Genomic DNA, 18,761 nt, shown 5'->3' with positions numbered 1-18,761 from the left:
AACCTCCAAAATAATAATTTTTAATATCTCAAGCTTCCATCTATTTGCGAGTTAACTTGTTAAATTCCAAGTCACTTATATTTAGCTGTAAACACCTCGCTTTTTTATCACCTATTGTTTTTACAACACATGTTGTATAATTGAATTATATTATTATTCAAATATTGTTCAACCAACAGTTTTAAGCCGATGTCGGATATCCGACAAATAAGCGAATATGTATAGAAAATAGTAATAAGAAAAGGAGATTTCTTATGGCTGAAACAAAAATAGATCCACGTATTATTCGAACACGTAGATTAATCATGGATGGATTTATTCATGTTTTAAAGAACAAAGAATTTAAGGATATCACCATCCATGATATTACGGAAGAAGCAACAGTAAATCGTGCCACCTTCTATTATCACTTCATTGATAAATATGATTTATTGGAAAAAGTAATAAAAGAGGGATTCATGACCACTGTGTATAATGAAATCGTTGAGTATAGAGAGCTAAATCAAACAACGATCATAAATGTTTTCCTGTCCATCACAAATTTTCAAGTGGCTTTATCAAAACAGTGTCGAAGCGGCTTCGAGACTTTTAAGACAACAATTGAAGTCATAATACAAAAAGAACTAGAGCTTTTATTTTACCAAATGTTATTAAAACAACATTCCACAGACAGCGATGAATCACTGAGAGTTGCAGCAGTCATGTTAAGCTGGGGAATTTTCGGGGCTTCAGTTGATTGGCAACACAATAACACTGTGCCACCAGAAGAATATATAAAAACGGCTATTCCTTACGTTATGCACGGACTTGATTTCCTTCATTCAAGATGAACACCAAAAAAACAAGTTCGAAATCTCGAGTTACAAACTGAAACTCGAGATTTCGAACTTGTTGCTGTTCCCTCTAATTGTACAGATTTTAAAAGCAGATGATTTGTAAGTAAGGCTATTGGATATGTTGAAATAAGTCATCAACCACTTGTCCATTTGATCAGCCTCTTTTTTTTGCTCTTCAATTCGTTGTTCAATATTCTCTTTGACAGTTAAACGTAATTGAATATCGATATTAATACACTCCTTTATTAAATAATGGATTCAATAAATTGAAGCGTTAACATCTCAGATTCTCAATTATCGTGGTAACTCAACTGAGTACCCACACTAAGATATGAACTTGCAATTATAAACCGATCGGTTTATAATAAAACAAACGGTATAGAGAGTGAGGCGATTCATGAACAAGTCCCCTTTCGTATGTCTGATCCAAATAGCTTGTGTATAAACAAAATATAACAACTAATGGAGGTATTTCCCATGGCAAAAGTGAATGTAGGCGCTGAGAATGAACAAGCAATTGAACTCTATTATGAAGATCATGGTGCGGGAAAACCAATTATTCTGATTCATGGCTGGCCTTTGAGTGGGCGATCCTGGGAGAAGCAAGTTCCTGCCCTAATTGAAGCAGGCTACCGTGTTATCACATATGACCGTCGTGGATTCGGTCAGTCTTCTCAACCTTGGGATGGTTATGACTATGATTCATTTGCTTCGGATTTGCATAAATTGATACTTCACCTTGATCTGCGTGATGCCACATTAGTCGGATTCTCCATGGGTGGCGGCGAAGTTGCACGTTATGTGGGAACCTACGGAACAGAACGCGTTTCTAAAGCCGTATTCGCGGGAGCGGTTCCTCCCTATCTCTATATAACCGAAGACAATCCTGAAGGCGGATTGGATGATGCAACGATTGCAGAGTTCCAAAACGGGGTAAAAGCGGATCGGCTTGCATTCCTGGATGGTTTTACAAGCAACTTTTTCGCTGCTGGAGACCGCACAGATCTTGTGAGCGAACCATTCCGTATTTATAACCGTGATATTGCAGCTCTGGCTTCACCTAAAGGCACACTGGATTGTATTGCTGCCTTTGCCCTTACGGATTTCCGTCAGGATCTGGAGAAGTTCAACATTCCTACATTGGTTATCCATGGTGATTCAGATGCCATCGTGCCTTTGGAGGTGAGCGGACAACGTACTCATGAATCCATCCCTGGTAGCCGTCTGGTCGTTGTTGAAGGTGGACCACACGGTTTCAATGCGACCCATTCTGAACAATTTAATGCAGCATTGATCGAATTTTTGCAAGATTAAAGTTAATTCGACTGATCATTTAGTTAAAAGAACAAAATGAGAGAATAAGCAGAACGCCTCCTATAGAGGAGAGCGTCCTGCTTGTTCAAAATTTTCATAGGATATGCATATGAAGAATGAACACTCTCGTGATCATTGGTAATACACAAAAAGAGCCACTACGCATAAGATTGACGGCTACTTGGTACATTATGAATCTGAACCGATTCGAAATTTGTATTGAATTTCGGATGTAAACTTGCACTTATAAACCGATCGGTTTATACTGATACAAACAGTTTAGAAAGCGAGGAAATCTAATGAATAATTTAACTCCCCCATTCACTCTTGAGACAGCAATCCAAAAAACGCGTATGGCTGAAGACAGCTGGAATAGCCGAGATCCTCAGCGCGTCTCACTTGTGTATACTGAGGATTGTTATTGGAGAAATCGGAGCGAATTTATAACAGGCCGCCAAGATATTGTATCTTTACTAACTCGGAAATGGGCCAAAGAACTGGAATACCGCCTGATCAAGGAACTTTGGTCATTTACGGATAACCGTATTGCCGTTAGATTTGCATATGAATGGCGTGATGATAGTGGCAATTGGTTCAGATCGTATGGAAACGAGAATTGGGAATTTGCTGAGGACGGCTTGATGCAGCGCAGATTTGCTTCGATTAATGACATGCCGATTAAGGAAGAGGAACGTAAATTTCATTGGCCTCTCGGCACGCGCCCCGCTGATCACCCAAGCCTAAGTGAGTTAAACCTATGACTCGTACTGTTTTTGAAAAAGCGGATGTCATCCCTCTCGTTGCTGAGGTATTTCGTGAATTAGGTTATGAGGGTGCATCTTTGAGTAAAATTACAGCCCGTACGCGTCTATCTAAAGGAAGCTTGTATTATTTCTTTCCGGGTGGAAAAGATGAGATGGCTGCTGAAATTCTTGCCCATATTGATCAATGGTTTATCAAGAACATTTTTGAACCGCTCGAAAAGAATGAACCCCGGGCAGCCATTGATCATATGTGGCAAGAGGTCGATACTTATTTTCAATCCGGTCAGCGTATATGCCTTATTGGTGCATTCGCTTTGGACGAAACAAGAGATCGATTCGCTGCTGTAATTCGGCAATATTTTATAAGATGGATTGAAGCCTTCAGCGCGGCACTAGTTCAAACAGGTATCTCTAAAGAGACTGCTGACCAAATTTCAGAGGAAACCATTGCCAGTATTCAAGGGGGATTAATTCTGAGTAGAGCTCTTAATGATGAATCCTTTTTTGAACGTACGTTGGCAAATCTGTCACAACGGGTCTCAACTCATGTTTCCAAAAGCAACTCTGCTAACTGACACAAAATTGTTTTAATAGGAGGTCAATATCATGAGCAATTTTGTCGCTGATCAATTGGGATTTGTTCGCCGTCAGGCAGTTGATTATGTGAGGGATATAGTTGACTCTGCCTCGGAAATCATTCCAACTGGTTTGAAAAACAATATAAAATGGAATCTAGGCCACATGTATGTAATACATGAGAAGTTCGCGTTCCAACTTTCTGGGGAAGAAACCAAATATCCTGCTCATTTTAGCAAGTTGTTTGATCCAGGAACTAAACCGTCTGACTGGAATATAGAGCCTCCAACGATGGCACAGCTAATCGACTTGTTAACTGAACAAATTGAAAGGGTTGAAACGATCCTTTTAGGCAAATTGAAAGAAGAAATCAATCCCCATTACAAGTCTTCTACAGGACTTACCTTTACAAATGTAGAACAATTACTGAGTTTTCTGATTTACCATGAAGCCATGCACTTTGCAACAATTAAAAATATCAAGAGCATTATTGACAGTTAGTAATGTCCCTTCATTAAAACAAACAAACCGACCTTACATTCTAAATAAAATCGGAATAAGGTCGGTTTGTTTATAAAGTGCAAAAAGATAGTAGATTACAAACCTGGGTTAAAATTTAATGTAACGAGTTTAAGCAGCCTAAACATGATCAGGAGTTAAGAATTACGTTTGAGTGACACAATTGATCCTCCTATCAAAAAAGCAGCTCCGTCAGGAGCTGCCTCAGGTTATGCCTTATCTTGTAATTGTATCTGTTTCCGCTAACCGGCCAGCTTACTCACCGTCCGGATAAGGATTGATCTTCTGAATCGTTCCGTCTTCGTTGTATTTCAGCTCGGAATATTTAACGCACCGCTTGTGGTTGACGCCTTCCGACAGGGAGCTGTCGTGATAGAACAAATACCACTTGTCTTCAACTTGCACAATGGAGTGGTGTGTTGTCCAGCCGATAACCGGAGATAGAATCTCGCCCTTGAACGTGAATGGTCCCATCGGATTGTTGCCGATCGCATATACGAGCTTATGTGTGGTGCCTGTAGAGTAAGACAGGTAGTAATATCCGTTATATTTATGCATCCACGGTCCTTCAAAATATCTCCGGTCCTCATCCCCCGCCAGAATCGGATTCCCGTCTTCATCGACAATTGATATCTCAGCAGGCTTGCCCTGGAAGGACAGCATGTCGTCGCTAAGCACGGCAACTTGCGGTCCAAGCGCCGGCTGGTCAGGAGCCGGTCCTTCTGCATCTGGCACGAAGCTGCCAGTCTGCCACTTCTCCAGCTGGCCACCCCAGAGTCCGCCGAAATAGATGTATGACTGATTGTCGTCATCCACCAATACGGCCGGATCGATACTGAAGCTGCCTTCCATATAATTCGGCTGCGGCGTGAACGGGCCTGCCGGAGACTCTGATGTTGCCACACCCAGACGGAAGATGCCGTCATGGTCCCGTGCCGGGAAGAACAGGTAATAGGTATTGTTCTTGTAAGCGGCGTCCGGTGCCCAGAGCTGCTTGGAGGCCCATGGAATATCTCTCAGATGCAGTGCTTCACCGTGATCGACCACCGGGGAATCGAAGTTGTCCATTGAGAGAACATGGTAGTCTTCCATTTTATACTGGTCGCCGTTATCGTTGCTCGGCTCATCATGATCGAGGTCATGGGAAGGATAGATGTAGATTTTGCCCTCGTAGACATGGGCGGACGGGTCAGCAGTGAAGATGTGGGTTACGAGCGGCTGGTGAGGCTTAGGTAGTTGTTGTTGATTCATATGGCATCTCCTTTGGTATTGGAATAATAGAATTACGGGGTTGAGTTAATTCATTGAATGCATCGTACCCTCTCTCAGCAATTAAAGCAAGCGCTTACAATATATGATGTAATTCTACACTCCCCGCTAGTTTTTTCCTATACACATACTAAAGGTCTTCCCCCGATAAAATATACAATTCCCACATAGAAATTAACTCTTTTTTCAATCGCAATATCTATATATCGTTCATGTGATAGATAGCAACAAAAAGTCGCCCCGCATAGCGGAGCGACTTTGAAAAAGCAATCATTAAAATTTATCGATTATATTTGGTTTAATCCATCGAATCGGTTACTGCCCCTTTGGAAGCAGATGAAACTAATTTGGCATATTTGCCCAGTACACCAGATTTTACTTTCAGCGGAGGTTGTACCCACGCTTCCGCTCGAGCGGCTAACTCTTCTTCTGACACCTCAACCTTCATCTCCTGGATGTCACTGTTAATGGTGATCATATCCCCATTTTGGAGCAAAGCGATCGGTCCACCTACCTGTGCTTCAGGTGATACATGGCCGACTACAAATCCATGCGAGCCACCCGAGAATCGACCATCTGTAATGAGAGCAACTTTCCCACCGAGTCCTTTGCCTACGATGAGTGCTGTTACGGAAAGCATCTCCGGCATACCTGGTCCACCCTTCGGACCACAGTAACGTATGACCACGACATCGCCTTCTTTAATTTCATCATTCATAATCGCTACTGTCGCCTCATCTTCGCTATCATACACCTTAGTTGGGCCAGAGAACTGTTGTATCTTCATACCTGACATTTTTGCAACAGCGCCTTCAGGAGCGAGGTTTCCGCGAAGCACAACTAATGGTCCATCTGGCTTCAGCGGATTATCGAGCGGACGTATAATCTCTTGACCATTCGGAAGTGGAGCAGCTTCCGCTAAATTCTCCGCCAACGTTTTGCCTGTTACCGTGAGGCAATCCCCATGAAGTAATCCCTCAGCAAGCAATAGCTTCATTACCCCTGAAACGCCACCGATATCGTTCAAATCCTGCATTACATATTGACCACTTGGCTTCAGATCCGCCAAATGAGGAACACGCAGGCGAATGCGCTCAAAATCATCCAAAGTTAAATCGACTTCTACCGAGTGCGCAATAGCTAGCAGATGGAGAAATGCGTTAGTTGATCCCCCCAGAGCCATAACAACAGTGATCGCATTCTCAAATGCTTTCTTCGTCATAATGTCTCTTGGATAAATCTCTTGTTCAAGCAGTGAGATGACCTGTTTACCGGCTGCTTCGCATTCCGATGCTTTATCCGCTGAAATCGCTGATGTCGAAGAAGAACCAGGTAAACACATCCCCATTGCTTCTGCAGCGGCTGCCATCGTATTAGCGGTATACATGCCTCCGCAAGCGCCTGGACCTGGGCAAACACTGCATTCTACCTTATGCAACTGTTCATCTGTTATTTTGCCATCTTGATATTGACCAACGGCTTCAAAAGCGGAAACGATATCCACTTTTTTGCCGTCGAGATTACCTGGTTGAATGGTTCCCCCATATACATAAACGGAAGGAATGTTCATGCGTCCAATAGCCATCAGACATGCGGGTGTATTCTTGTCACAGCCACCGATTGCAACAACGCCGTCAAATCGCTCCGCTCCGGTCACAATTTCAATCGAATCAGCGATAGCTTCCCGACTTGGTAGCGAGAACAACATCCCGCCGTGCCCCATCGAAATTCCATCCGAGACGGTAATCGTATTAAAAATCAGTGGAGCACCGCCGTTATCACGTGCGCCCTGCTTAGCTTGTACGGCCAAATCATTGATGTGCATATTACACGGCGTTACCTCACTCCACGTACTCGCTATTCCAATCATTGGCTTTTTAAAATCATCATCCTGAAAACCAACTGCACGCAGCATGGCTCTGTTCGGTACACGGTTAGCACCTTCACTGATTACCTTGCTTCGAATACGAAGATCTTTTTTATTCTCCATGTTTTTTATTCCTCATTTCAAAGTATTTCGTACAGTTCCTGCATCGGTCGGATAAAATTTTGTTTCATTAGTATGTGGGCATCATCGCTATTTTTGCCTTCAAAAGCTTTAATAATCAAATCATGCTCTTCCACTGAAGCTAGTGTAGCCGTGATAGGTTGTTTTAAAAACACATATTTAAATCGCCTAATGTGAATCTGTAGAGAGGCATTAAATGTGGCTACATAAGGATTATCTGAGAGCTCCACAATATAATTATGAAATTGCTCATCCACCTCCATAGCCTGATAAACTTGTCCATTTTTAATGGAACTAGCAAATTCCAAATTTATGGATCTTAGTTTCTCGATCTGTTCTGAAACAATAATTTGGGCGGTGATTTCAGCAGCTAAAGCCTGAAGAGCAGCCATCGTTGAGTACATCTTGAAAATATCGTTGTTCTCAATATTCGTTACTTTTGTTTCTTTTCCTGGATGCATAGACACGAGGCCTTGAACTTCGAGCAACTGAAATGCCTCCCGAATCGGTGTCCGGCTGACTCCAAGCGATTCAGCCAATTCCGCATCCATAAGCTTTTCACCTGGTTGCAGTGTTCCATCAATAATCCATCGCTGAATCTGAGAAAACGCTCTTTCTTTTGCAGACATACGGGCGGGTAAGGAAAAATCTTTGGGAATTGGCATGGTTTTCATCCTCATTACAATTAATCTTATATGCAATATATCGCATACACGATTGAGAAGCAAATATTATTTGATGAAGAAAAGAAAAACCGTCCAATTCCAATAAGGATTTTGGGCGGTTTATGATTTTGCCTATTTCGCTTGAACTGACTATCTACACGCTGTTCTAAAATACATTGTGATTGTTCTCTCGATAATGCTTTCATAGTATCTTTGTCTTACCAAAACCTGGCTTTATTTATTGAGATGCTTGGTTAAGAGCTTTTAAAAATACCTCTGTTGGTTGTGCGCCGGATATCGCATATTTTCTATCAATGACAAAGAAAGGTGCTCCTGTAATCCCTAATTGTTTTGCTGTAGCTTCATCTGAACGCACTTCGCTAGCATATTTGGAGGGGTCATGGAGAACTGCCATGGACTCATCTCTGTTCATTCCAACTGATTCTGCAATATCTGCTAAGGTTTCATAATCGCTAATTAGCTTGGCGTCCGTATAATAAGAATAGAACAACTTCTCTGCTAATTCCTGATCTTTACCCACTGATTTGGCATATTGGGTTAAACGATGCGCATCAAACGTATTGGTGGGCTGTATTTGGTCGATATTATACACGAGACCCATCATTGCTGCTTGTTGTTCAAGTTCAGCATGTGCCTTTTTCGCTTGCTCGATACTCATACCATGTTTCTCAGAAAGTATTTGATGCATACTTTTGCCTGAGTACATGGATGTTTGCGGATTAAGTTCAAAGCTTCTATATTCAATGACCACTTCATTTGGATGAGCGAATTGCTCCAGTGCAGACTCTAATCGTCGTTTACCAATATAACAAAATGGACAAACATAATCCGACCATATCTCGATTTTCATTTTGAATTCTCCCTCACTAACCACCTTAATCGGTGAATACTTCATTTTTATTGAGTTTATTTGTTATAAATAATAGGCATTTTTCTAATCAATTGGTTGTCACGAGCAGCAGAATACATGAATTTGGCAACATTTTCTCTGGAAACAGACATTTTAGCCGATTGATCTCCAAATGAATAGTCATAAGACTGCCCTTTGTATTTAACATTGGGGTTAATAATTCGAACGACTGTCCAATCCATATTCGATGTTTTAATTATTCCTTCTATTTTCTTCATTTCTGCATAACCGTTCGGAAGGAGAACTTTGGCTAATACACCTGGAAGTATCGTGGACATGTTTTTCTTATCGTCATCTGATTGCAAAGCTGGCGTCGCAAGTGTAATGAACCTTTTTTTGTTATGTTTCTTCATAGCCTTAATTATCAGTTCGTGTCCGTCAGCAATCGGCGTGCCTTTAAGCTTTCGTGACATATCGGAGGCTGGCCCCAATGTGCTGATTACGACATCGGATTCGGCAACGGCTTTCTCGATGGTTGAGCTATTCGAAAGTTCCCCTTGTACAAGACTCAAATTTGGATGTTTGAGGCTGATTTTTTTGGGGTTTCTAACGTATGCCGTAACGAAATCTCCGTGATCTAATGCTTGTTGGGTCACAAGCTGTCCAATTGCACCAGTTGCACCAAAAACAGTGATATTCATATTCTTTCCTGTGTCTCCTCTAATATAAATTATTCAGCTTAGACTTTATCTTCAGTTATAAACTCTTCTACTCTGTCTCTTTTGCTGTACATGTCGTACCAAATATCAGCGATTTTATCTTGAACTCCTGAATTTGGCTGCATCCAAATTCCGATCGAAAGGTGACCTGCATAAACTCCCTTGTCAGCTAGTTCGCTGTTCAAATTAAAGATATAATTACGAAGTCCTGAAATTGCAATGCCGACATTACCCATCATCGGTACCGGGTGTACTGAAGCACCTCCCGTTGTAAATAACAGAGCACCGCTTTGCTTATCCAACATATCCGGAAGCACTTGTTTAACACTTGATAAAGCACCTAAAACATTATATTGAAATTGGTATAATGCATTTTCTTCAGTTACATCTAGTGTTGGCGCTACTGAGTCAAAGCTCGGCGTTGGACTGTATTCAAGAACATCAATAAATCCGTATTTCTCTTTAATAGCAGCAAATGCCATCTCAATTTGTTCTTTATTTAATATGTCCGCTTGAAATGAAGCAGCTTCGATTCCCAATTGTTCTAATTCAATAACTAGTTGGTTCAACTTTTCTTCATTTCGTGCAATAAGCGCTACGCGGAATCCATTTTGTCCGAATTTCTTTGCAATGGACATCCCTAAACCTGCTCCTGCTCCAACAATCGCTATCGTTTTCATCTAAAATCTCTCCTTTAGTTAAAGTTAATTATCAACCAGATAAATAATGGTCAATGTGTTGTATATTTATCTTTTGTTTATTATGATAAATAAAAGGTCAGCATTCAATGTTTAATAATTTTGATTTTGAGAGATAAAATACAGTTTCAACTTAAATGTCGTATATCTAACAAAAAAAGTTAAGGGAATGAGCCATAATGAGCAAAAAAATCGATTTGCGTATCCTTCGCTCCAAACATTCGATAAAAAAGGCGTTTATAGAACTTCTTAATGAAAAAGGGTACGAAGGAATTACGATTCAAGATATAGCCGATAAGGCGATGATTAACCGAAATACCTTTTACCTTCATTATCAGAACAAACCCGATTTGTTAAACGTATCTATGGACGAATTATTAGAAGAACTAAAGAGTACACTCAATCTTTGTTCGAGCAGCAAATCTCCTATAAGCGGCTTTATGCTTGAACAACTAATGCAAACCATACTGGAGAAAATTAAAGGCAATATTCCCTTTTATAAAGCATTGTTACTTGATGAGAATAGAATTTATGGGTTTCAATCAAAGATGGAGGAAATTATAAAAAATACAGTGGAAGATGGCTTGGATAATATGCCCCTTCAGATTTCAAAGGAATTATTACTTCAATATATCGCATCTACTTTTATGGGCATTGTAATATGGTGGGTTAAAAATGATTTTTCTTATACTCCAAGTGAACTTGCTTCTCAATTCGGAAAAATTCTCACTCATGGACACTTAAAAGCCGCAGGTATTCCAATAGATGATGAGTGATAAATGCTTGCGAACAGTAGCTGGGTAGATAGCACAGAAAAGGAGCCCCTCGAATGATGGCTCCTTTTCTGTGATTACACTTTTAAAAAATAATATTGTACGCTTGAAGATAAATCAAAACATCTCCGCTCTTCGCTTTACCACTATCCTGCCCGTTGGCTTAATGGAAATGATAAATTTCGTAATCAACATGTTCTGTTCCTTCAACCCAGCCTTGTTTCTACTCGCTCTGTACTGTAAGTTTACAATAACATTAAGCTTTGCGAAGCATTTGTCTCTCACTTAACTGTGATAGCATATCTTTCGTCATGGTCTTCAAGTCGTAGCGGGCATGAAATCCCCATTCTGTTCTCGCAGCTGTTGCATCCATGGAGTGCGGCCAACTATCGGCAATTGCCTGTCTCTTCGGATCAACATCATAATCCAGGATGAATCCGGGAATCTCTTCCCGAATCGCGGCAGCGATCGCTTCTGGATCGACGCTCATTGCGGTGACATTAAATGAGTTTCGATGTATCAAACGGGATGAATCCGCTTCCATTAAATCAATGATGGCGTTCAGCGCATCCGGCATATACATCATGTCCATATTTGAGTCTTTGGCGATATAAGATGTATACCGACCACTCGTCACAGCTGCATAGTAAATTTCCACCGCATAATCCGTCGTTCCTCCGCCGGGAGGCGTCATATAAGATATCAAACCCGGGAATCGCAGTCCCCTGGTATCAAGACCATATTTGTGAAAATAATAATCACAAAGCAGTTCGCCGGACACCTTGTTCACGCCGTACATCGTATTAGGCCTCTGGATCGTATCCTGCGGGGTATTATCTTTCGGAGTCGAAGGGCCAAAAGATCCAATGGAGCTCGGAGTGAAAAATTGGCAACTGAGCTCCCTGGATATTTCAAGTGCATTCATCAATCCGCCCATATTCAAATTCCAGGCAAGCAGGGGCTTCTCCTCTGCCGTAGCCGAGAGTAGCGCAGCCAAATGCATGACGGTATCTACTTCGTACCGCTTGGCGATTTCAAACATCGCTTTATCATTTGTCACATCCAGCAGTTCGAATGGCCCGGATCGGGTGATCTCGTGGGATGATGACCTGAGATCCGTAGCAACAACGTGATCCGCACCATAAATCTCACGTAATTTAACAACTAACTCAGAACCGATCTGGCCCAGTGCTCCGGTCACCAATATCTTCTTCATAAGACATTCCTCCCGAAATAGTCTCCCGCGAATGTAGCTAAATCAGCTTCATTTCTGTGCCAACTTTCTCATAAACGGAGATCACCTGTTCGAGCATCTCCTTAGTATGGGCTGCTGTCGGCATGTTGCGTATTCTTCCGGTTCCCTTCGGGACTGTCGGAAACACGATGGCCTTAGCGTAAACGCCTTCTTCATAGAGCCGTTTGCTGAACTGTTGGGTGGTTACTTCATCGCCAATGATACAAGGTGTGATCGGTGTTTCGCTTTGGCCTACATCATATCCAAGCCGGCTCAAGCCATTTTTCAAATGATTGCCGTTCTCCCACAGCTTTTCAATCAGCTCCTTGTCATTCATCAAAATGTCGATCGAAGCGCTACAGGAAGCGATTGCAGCCGGAGGTAGCGATGTGGAGAACAGAAACGGGCGGCTTCTCAGCTTCAACCATTCGATCAATTGCTTTTTACCCGCGACATAACCGCCGACAACGCCGATCGCTTTGGAAAGAGTACCAATTTGGAAGTCAATACGGTCGGACAATCCAAAATGCTTCACGGTTCCTGCACCTGCTCCGAGAACGCCCGAACCGTGGGCATCATCCACATAAGTAATCAGATCGAATTCTTCTGCTATTTTCACAATTTCGGGCAGCTTTGCTATATCACCATCCATGGAGAAAACACCGTCGGTGATAACCATAATTTTATGGTACTGACCGGATTCCTTGGTCTCTTTCGCCAGCCGTCTTAAATCATTCATATCCGAATGCTTAAAGCGAATTACCTTGGCTCTCGACAGGCGGCAGCCATCAATAATGGAAGCGTGGTTCAGCTCATCGGATAAAATCGCATCATGTTGGTCCATTACCGCGGATATCGCAGCCATATTGCAGTTAAATCCCGATTGATACACGATAACGGCTTCCGTTTGTTTGAAACGGGCCAGTTTTTCTTCAAGCTCAATATGAAGATCCATCGTACCATTAATTGTTCTCACAGCCCCTGCTCCTGCCCCGTATGTCTGCGCCGCCTTAACAGAAGCATCAATCAGTCGGTAATCTGTTGCCAAGCCCAAATAGTTATTAGAAGACAAATTGATTAGGGACTTTTCGTCAATACGAATAACAGGGCCATTTGCACCCTGCAGTGTATCGATGGAGTTATATAGACCTTTATTCTTTAGATCTTCAATTTTCGAACTTAAAAATTGGTCCAATGTTTGACTTGACATTCGATTCCCTCCTTAATATACGTTTGTCCTTGTACAGGAGACATGTCATTATGCAAAAAAACCTTGTTGTTAATGGGATTTTACTAATTTCAATGTAGCATCATTTTTATTCTTTGTACACATGTGGAGGACAAAAATTAAAAAAATACGCAAATATACATAGTGATTATTCTCTCATCCCCGGAAGTAATCGCTATTAAATTTTTGTTTATATCTTTTAATTAATCGATTTTCCCCAATGCAAACGGGTCCTTAAGTGCCAACGCAATGAGATGACTTCGTAGGGAAGCGCTTGCCGAAGTTAGGCTCTCCTGACCACATAGATATTCACCTAATCGGAAAAAGGAATATATTCTTGTCCATTTCGGTAATCGGTAGAAGTTCTTGTCTTTGATTCGGGGCAAGAACTTCTACCGATAACATAAAAAAGCCGCTAAAATAGCGACTTCAATTCAATGGGATCATGTTCTTGTCCCTCGACACTTGTTTCGTTGATTTATTTCCTTTTAGTCATTGAATGATCCTGCTCGATAGTTAAAATAAAAAGCAGCCAATCACATTGATCAGCTGCTTTTTTCATATTATTGAGCTAACGTTTCCCGTCTTACTATACTCTATAACGTAAAGTTATATGGAGGCAGTACTACTCATATTCTAAAGAACTAACTGTATGGATTAAGAATCGCGAGTATCTGATGATCCTCCCATTTTCCATTAATATGAACATTCTGTCGAGCAATACCTTCTTTTTGAAAACCAACCTTCTCAAGCACTCGAATTGAGGCGATATTATGCGTCATTGCCCCTGCTTCAATTCTATGTAATTTTAATTTATTGAAGCCATAGTCAACGACTAACCGAACAGCCTCAGTTGTGTAGCCTCTACCGTTACTTTTTTGATCTAAGTCGTATCCGATGTATGCACTTTGAAGTGGGCCCCGCATCACGTGGAAAAGGCTTACCGTCCCCACTAACATATTATCGGTGTTTGTGAAGATTCCAAAATTATATGCTTGGTCATTTTTTCTAGCTTCGACCTGCTTTTGAATATACTTAAGCTGTCCTTCTATCGTATAGAAATCGTCGGTGCGTATCGGTGCGTAGATTTCAAAAAAATCACGGTTTTCTTTCTGCAACTGGAGTAGTCCAGCAGCATCATCGACGGAAATATCCCTAATATGTATGTTGACGCTTCTCAAAGTAAGCACTCCTCTTATAAATATTTGTGTAAATGATAGCATAGGTACTATTCAAATTCAAAAATATAATCCCGTTAAATTTAAAACTAACCTGCCCATTAAACTGAGAATTTTAAGAGTTTTAGAATCCAAGACATCAAGCAAATTAAGGGATTTAAATATGCTCTTGTCCATTCCGGTAATCGGTACAGATAAAATAAAAAAGCCGCTAAATTAGCGACTTAAGTGGAAACATGTTCTCGTCTCGCGACATTCGGTCAGTGCTGCCGAGTATCTTCGCTCAGTTGATTACATTTCAGCAAAACTGCAACCGATCCCCGGTCGTATTATATTCCTCTCCATTTGGTGCATTAGCTTTCTTAAGATCAGACGTTCTTCCTCAGAAATGGAGTGAAGCAATTTTGCTTGTTGCTCCCTCCATTTTTTATTGACTGGTTGCTCTAATTCTTTCCCTTTTTCGGTCAGATAAATACGCATGACTCGCGCATCTTGTACATCCCGTTTGCGATATATAAATCCATTATGCTCCAGTGATTTAACCATATTTGTTACTGTTGGAGGCTCACATTTTAAGTGTTCACATAGCTGCATCTGTGTTACGCCGTCACCTGTCCACAGACGATAGAGCAAATTATCCTGCCCTACATAAAGATTAAGTTCCCGCAGTGATTCACTATAATTACGACGCATTTGGGAGGAAATCCGATCTAAAGACTGTCTAATGTCACAGTCTACTGCATCTGTCATATATGATCCCTCCCTTTAAACTGATTAATATTAAGCAAACTAAATGTATCACGACGTTATTTTAGGAGTCAATTCACTTTCAAGTCAAACACCCAGGTGCTAAGGACATCATTTCTAGCAAATATCTCTCTGGGAACCGTACTGCATGTGACCCAAAATTTCAAAAAAACGACAGATAGACATTATTGCGTGTCCTCATCTGCCGCTTCTTCTATATTAGTATCCGAGTTATTGATTTAGGAATTATACATTTCTCTATTTAGGTTGACGATTTCTTTATGCGAATATCCACCAGAAGCCGCGATCAGCTTCTCCATAACTTTGTCCCGCAGAAATGGGGCTTGTTCTTTTTTGGCCTTTTGAAGTGCTTCACTTAATTCCTCTTGGGTTAGTTCTGTGCAATATGCTGGTGTTCCTGGCTGCTGTCTCCATGAATCATTTAAACTCCCGCTATCCACTGTATCGAAACCTAATTCACTGACTATGCTCATAATTGTTTGCTTTTGCTGAAGATCATCACCGGCAATAGCTGCCGCAATGCGATGACTGCTTCCTTCCGGTGTACCCTCATGTTCTAAAGTATAGGCTAACAAATTATTAAAAGCTTTGATAATTGATCTGCCTAATTGTTTTGTAACCCAGACACTTTCAACCATCCCATTCTCGATGTCATCAATTTTCACTCCCATTTGAGGATAGTAATTGGAAGTGTCGACTACAATAACTTCATCCGCCGCTTTTTCAACTACACTACGAATATTAGGCAGCGCATGAAGAGGAATTGATATAATGAGAACATCAATATTGGAAATGACATCCTCTACCTTTACAGGTATTGCGTTAATAGGTTTCCCTTTCAACCGTTCTATATCACGAGCATCTGCAATTTTCACATCGTGATTATTATTTACCAACTTTTTCGAAATAGATAATGCAATGGGTCCTGCTCCGATTATTCCAAATCTCATTTTTTTGCTCCCCTTTTTGATATTCCATTTTGTGAGTCATGTTACCTCATAGCATAGTTCTTCATTTTAATTGTTTGATAAGGTGTGCCGTGTTACTTTTTAGCAAATCCTTGTTTGTTCAAATAGTCCATCATTTGAGGTAGGATACTTCTTTGTAGATGATCCTGAATGTGGTCACTCCATCCTGTTACTTTTTTGACTGTGAAAGGAGCTCTTACCAGACGATTCTCATAGTAATTCAACATGGTTTCGTCATAGCTAGCCATTATATCTTGATCGAGTGCCTGATACTGATTTTCAAGTAAAACCATAGATTGAGGCAGACGAGGTTTCAGTTCAGGTTTATCTCCCGTGGGACTGCCTATGCATAATCCCACCAAGGGAATCACATAGTTCGGTAAGCCCAACAAGTCTGATAATTCCTCAATATTAGCTCTGACCGCACCAATAAAAACACCGCCTAGTCCCATGGATTCAGCCGCAGTTAATGCATTTTGTGCCATGAGCCCGGCATCGAATGAACCAATCAAGAGGAATTCAATATATTCGATATCTACATCCGGAGCAATTTGATGGTTTCGGTTAAAATCCGCACAAAAAATCCAAAACTCTGCCGCCTCTTCAATATAAGGTTGATCAACACAAAGTTTTCTCACCTTTTTTCGTAGAACCGGATCAGTGATACGAACAATGGACACGGCCTGCAAAAGACTGAACGATGAAGTTTGATTGGCGGCCTTAAAGATCGCATCGACTTGTTCCTCTGCTAAGGGTTGCGATGTGTACGTACGATACGATGTGTGATTATGAAGCAACTCAAGTGTGTGATTCATGTAATCTCTCCTTTATTTGTTTATTTCAATACCCGCATCCCATATTCGTATGGAACGCCCATGTTCTCTCGAAGGGTTTTTCCTTCGTATTCAGTGTGAAACAAACCACGTTTCTGTAAGATAGGCACAACCAGCTCTACAAAATCCGCAACGCCATCAAAAGCTATATCGGGGACGACCGAAAAGCCGTCACAAGCTTCAGCCAAAAACCATTCTTCTAAAAAATCAGCAACTTGTGTGGGTGTTCCTGCAACGACAGGATGATAATTAATGACCCCATGGGCAAGAACATCGCGAATGGATAGCCCTTGCTGCAGTAATTGCAAAGCTTTTGGTGATCTTGGGTCCATTGGATGAGCATATGCATGTTTCAACAAGTCAGGAGGTACTGGTTTATCAATATCTATCGAGTTTACCGACAAGGCTAAACCGATCATAGAACCGAGATAACTTACCCGACTAGGAATCTCCTGAGGATTAAAGCTCATAAGCTGTTTTCGACGGTTCAAGGCTTCTTCTTCGGTAGATGCCAGCGAAAACATAAAACCAGCAAACATCTTGATATCATCAGGTTCTCGCCCAAAATGAACGGCACTTTGCCGAATCGCTTGTCTTTGTTCACGAGCAGATTCGATATCATAGGGATTCGCGTACACGCCCGAGGCATATCTCCCAGCTAATTCTAATCCCTCACCTCCTCCTCCCGCTTGGAAGATAACAGGTTGGCCTTGTGCAGAAGGGGGAATTGGCAAAGGACCACGAGATGCATAATATTGACCTTGAAGGTTTATTGGCTTGATTTTGTCCATATCAGCGAATTGCCCTCCCTCTACATCAAGTGTCCAAGCATCGGACTCCCAACTCCCCCACAAAGCCTGAACAATTTGTATACTTTCATGTGCTTTGTCATACCGCTCTTTACGGTTGGCAACTTTGGCACCAAAATTTGCAGCAGCTGAGGGGTCGGATGTTGTAACCGCATTCCACCCTACACGTCCTTGACTAATTACATCCAGTGCTTTGAACTGACGCGCAATGTTGTATGGATAGTTGAATGTCGTAGAGAGTGTAGCAACAAGTCCAATGTGTTTCGTTTCTCGGGCTACGGCCATTAGAGCCAACGTTGGATCCATTGGGAACGCAGGCGTCTGAGGGCCTAAGTTCACAGTTAATGAAGGAGTGTCGGCAATAAAAATCATTTGAAACTTCCCTTTTTCGGCTATCTTCGCCCGTTCTACATAACTATCTATATTTGTATAAGCTGCTGGGTCAGTGCCAGGCACTCTCCAAGCGCTGAATTCACCGCCGTATCCCGAAACCATCTGTAGAGCCAATTGCATCTTCTTATTTTGTTGCATATAATTCTTCTCCTTCATTCATTCCATATAAGCAAGTAGTGGATTTACAATACACAATTAATTTAATAGTCTAGCTTGCTAACGATGACATTGAAAAATATAATAATTACTTAGCATGCTAAATATATAACTAAAAAATAATATTATGTTATAAAACAAAATTAAATTGTCTTGGTTGTTGACCCAATCTTAAGTGTGTT

General features: G+C 41.3%; 19 protein-coding genes. 6 read left to right on the top strand and 13 right to left on the bottom strand.

Going from position 1 to position 18,761, the window contains the following annotated elements; translation table 11 throughout:
• Positions 1–254: 254 nt before the first annotated feature.
• From MKY85_RS16095 to MKY85_RS16075, 5 genes are all read left to right on the top strand, one after another.
• Complete coding sequence (locus tag MKY85_RS16095; RefSeq protein WP_342570065.1) at positions 255–830, top strand: TetR/AcrR family transcriptional regulator; 576 nt, start codon at positions 255–257, stop codon at positions 828–830.
• A gap of 483 nt (positions 831–1,313) precedes the next feature.
• On the top strand, positions 1,314–2,150 hold the full coding sequence (locus tag MKY85_RS16090) for an alpha/beta hydrolase (RefSeq protein WP_342570064.1): 837 nt from the start codon (positions 1,314–1,316) through the stop codon (positions 2,148–2,150).
• Positions 2,151–2,449: 299 nt separating this feature from the next.
• Entirely contained in the window at positions 2,450–2,911 is a 462-nt protein-coding gene (locus tag MKY85_RS16085) for a nuclear transport factor 2 family protein (RefSeq protein WP_339255511.1), read from the top strand.
• A complete protein-coding gene (locus MKY85_RS16080; RefSeq protein ID WP_339308144.1) occupies positions 2,908–3,489 on the top strand; it encodes a TetR/AcrR family transcriptional regulator in 582 nt (193 codons plus the stop codon). The genes MKY85_RS16085 and MKY85_RS16080 overlap by 4 nt, the downstream gene beginning before the upstream one ends.
• A gap of 31 nt (positions 3,490–3,520) precedes the next feature.
• Complete coding sequence (locus tag MKY85_RS16075) at positions 3,521–3,991, top strand: DinB family protein (protein WP_342570062.1); 471 nt, start codon at positions 3,521–3,523, stop codon at positions 3,989–3,991.
• Positions 3,992–4,264: 273 nt separating this feature from the next.
• Here MKY85_RS16075 and MKY85_RS16070 read toward each other — a convergent pair whose 3' ends face one another.
• The 6 genes from MKY85_RS16070 to MKY85_RS16045 all read right to left on the bottom strand — a co-directional run bounded on the left by MKY85_RS16070 (position 4,265) and on the right by MKY85_RS16045 (position 10,221).
• On the bottom strand, positions 4,265–5,260 hold the full coding sequence (locus tag MKY85_RS16070) for a glycoside hydrolase family 43 protein (protein WP_342570061.1): 996 nt from the start codon (positions 5,258–5,260) through the stop codon (positions 4,265–4,267).
• 316 nt (positions 5,261–5,576) lie between these two features.
• Positions 5,577–7,268 (bottom strand): dihydroxy-acid dehydratase, encoded by a 1,692-nt coding sequence (ilvD, locus tag MKY85_RS16065; protein WP_339255505.1) that lies wholly within the window; start codon positions 7,266–7,268, stop codon positions 5,577–5,579.
• Between the two features lie 17 nt (positions 7,269–7,285).
• On the bottom strand, positions 7,286–7,951 hold the full coding sequence (locus tag MKY85_RS16060) for a GntR family transcriptional regulator (RefSeq protein ID WP_342570060.1): 666 nt from the start codon (positions 7,949–7,951) through the stop codon (positions 7,286–7,288).
• 238 nt (positions 7,952–8,189) lie between these two features.
• Positions 8,190–8,822: a DsbA family oxidoreductase gene (locus tag MKY85_RS16055; RefSeq protein ID WP_342570059.1), complete on the bottom strand. Its 633-nt coding sequence runs from the start codon at positions 8,820–8,822 to the stop codon at positions 8,190–8,192.
• A 56-nt stretch (positions 8,823–8,878) separates the two neighbouring features.
• Positions 8,879–9,523, bottom strand: a complete 645-nt coding sequence (locus MKY85_RS16050; protein ID WP_342570058.1) for an NAD(P)H-binding protein — start codon at positions 9,521–9,523, stop codon at positions 8,879–8,881.
• 38 nt (positions 9,524–9,561) lie between these two features.
• On the bottom strand, positions 9,562–10,221 hold the full coding sequence (locus MKY85_RS16045) for an SDR family oxidoreductase (protein ID WP_339233940.1): 660 nt from the start codon (positions 10,219–10,221) through the stop codon (positions 9,562–9,564).
• Between the two features lie 197 nt (positions 10,222–10,418).
• On the opposite strand from MKY85_RS16045, the gene MKY85_RS16040 reads away from it, so the two are divergent.
• Positions 10,419–11,015 (top strand): TetR/AcrR family transcriptional regulator, encoded by a 597-nt coding sequence (locus MKY85_RS16040; protein ID WP_339233937.1) that lies wholly within the window; start codon positions 10,419–10,421, stop codon positions 11,013–11,015.
• Between the two features lie 253 nt (positions 11,016–11,268).
• Here MKY85_RS16040 and MKY85_RS16035 read toward each other — a convergent pair whose 3' ends face one another.
• From MKY85_RS16035 to MKY85_RS16005, 7 genes are all read right to left on the bottom strand, one after another.
• Positions 11,269–12,228 carry an L-threonine 3-dehydrogenase gene (locus MKY85_RS16035; protein WP_342570057.1) on the bottom strand — a complete coding sequence of 320 codons (960 nt, stop codon included), beginning with the start codon at positions 12,226–12,228 and terminating at the stop codon, positions 11,269–11,271.
• 37 nt (positions 12,229–12,265) lie between these two features.
• Positions 12,266–13,456, bottom strand: coding sequence for a glycine C-acetyltransferase (locus tag MKY85_RS16030; RefSeq protein ID WP_342570056.1), 1,191 nt, complete (start codon positions 13,454–13,456; stop codon positions 12,266–12,268).
• Positions 13,457–14,118: 662 nt separating this feature from the next.
• The gene (locus MKY85_RS16025; protein ID WP_339233930.1) at positions 14,119–14,655 is read right to left on the bottom strand and encodes a GNAT family protein; all 537 of its coding nucleotides are present in this window, start codon (positions 14,653–14,655) and stop codon (positions 14,119–14,121) included.
• A 288-nt stretch (positions 14,656–14,943) separates the two neighbouring features.
• Positions 14,944–15,402, bottom strand: a complete 459-nt coding sequence (locus MKY85_RS16020) for a MarR family transcriptional regulator (RefSeq protein ID WP_339233928.1) — start codon at positions 15,400–15,402, stop codon at positions 14,944–14,946.
• Positions 15,403–15,638: 236 nt separating this feature from the next.
• Positions 15,639–16,370 (bottom strand): NAD(P)-binding domain-containing protein, encoded by a 732-nt coding sequence (locus MKY85_RS16015; RefSeq protein ID WP_339233926.1) that lies wholly within the window; start codon positions 16,368–16,370, stop codon positions 15,639–15,641.
• Between the two features lie 92 nt (positions 16,371–16,462).
• Entirely contained in the window at positions 16,463–17,203 is a 741-nt protein-coding gene (nfsA, locus tag MKY85_RS16010) for an oxygen-insensitive NADPH nitroreductase (RefSeq protein ID WP_339233924.1), read from the bottom strand.
• Positions 17,204–17,223: 20 nt separating this feature from the next.
• Positions 17,224–18,561 carry an NtaA/DmoA family FMN-dependent monooxygenase gene (locus MKY85_RS16005; RefSeq protein WP_339233922.1) on the bottom strand — a complete coding sequence of 446 codons (1,338 nt, stop codon included), beginning with the start codon at positions 18,559–18,561 and terminating at the stop codon, positions 17,224–17,226.
• Positions 18,562–18,761 lie beyond the last annotated feature (200 nt).

The sequence above is a fragment of the Paenibacillus sp. FSL R5-0749 genome (assembly GCF_038595085.1).
GTDB lineage: Bacteria > Bacillota > Bacilli > Paenibacillales > Paenibacillaceae > Paenibacillus.
The sequence above is the reverse complement of the archived record's forward strand: the minus strand, read 5'-3'. Positions and strand labels throughout refer to the sequence as shown.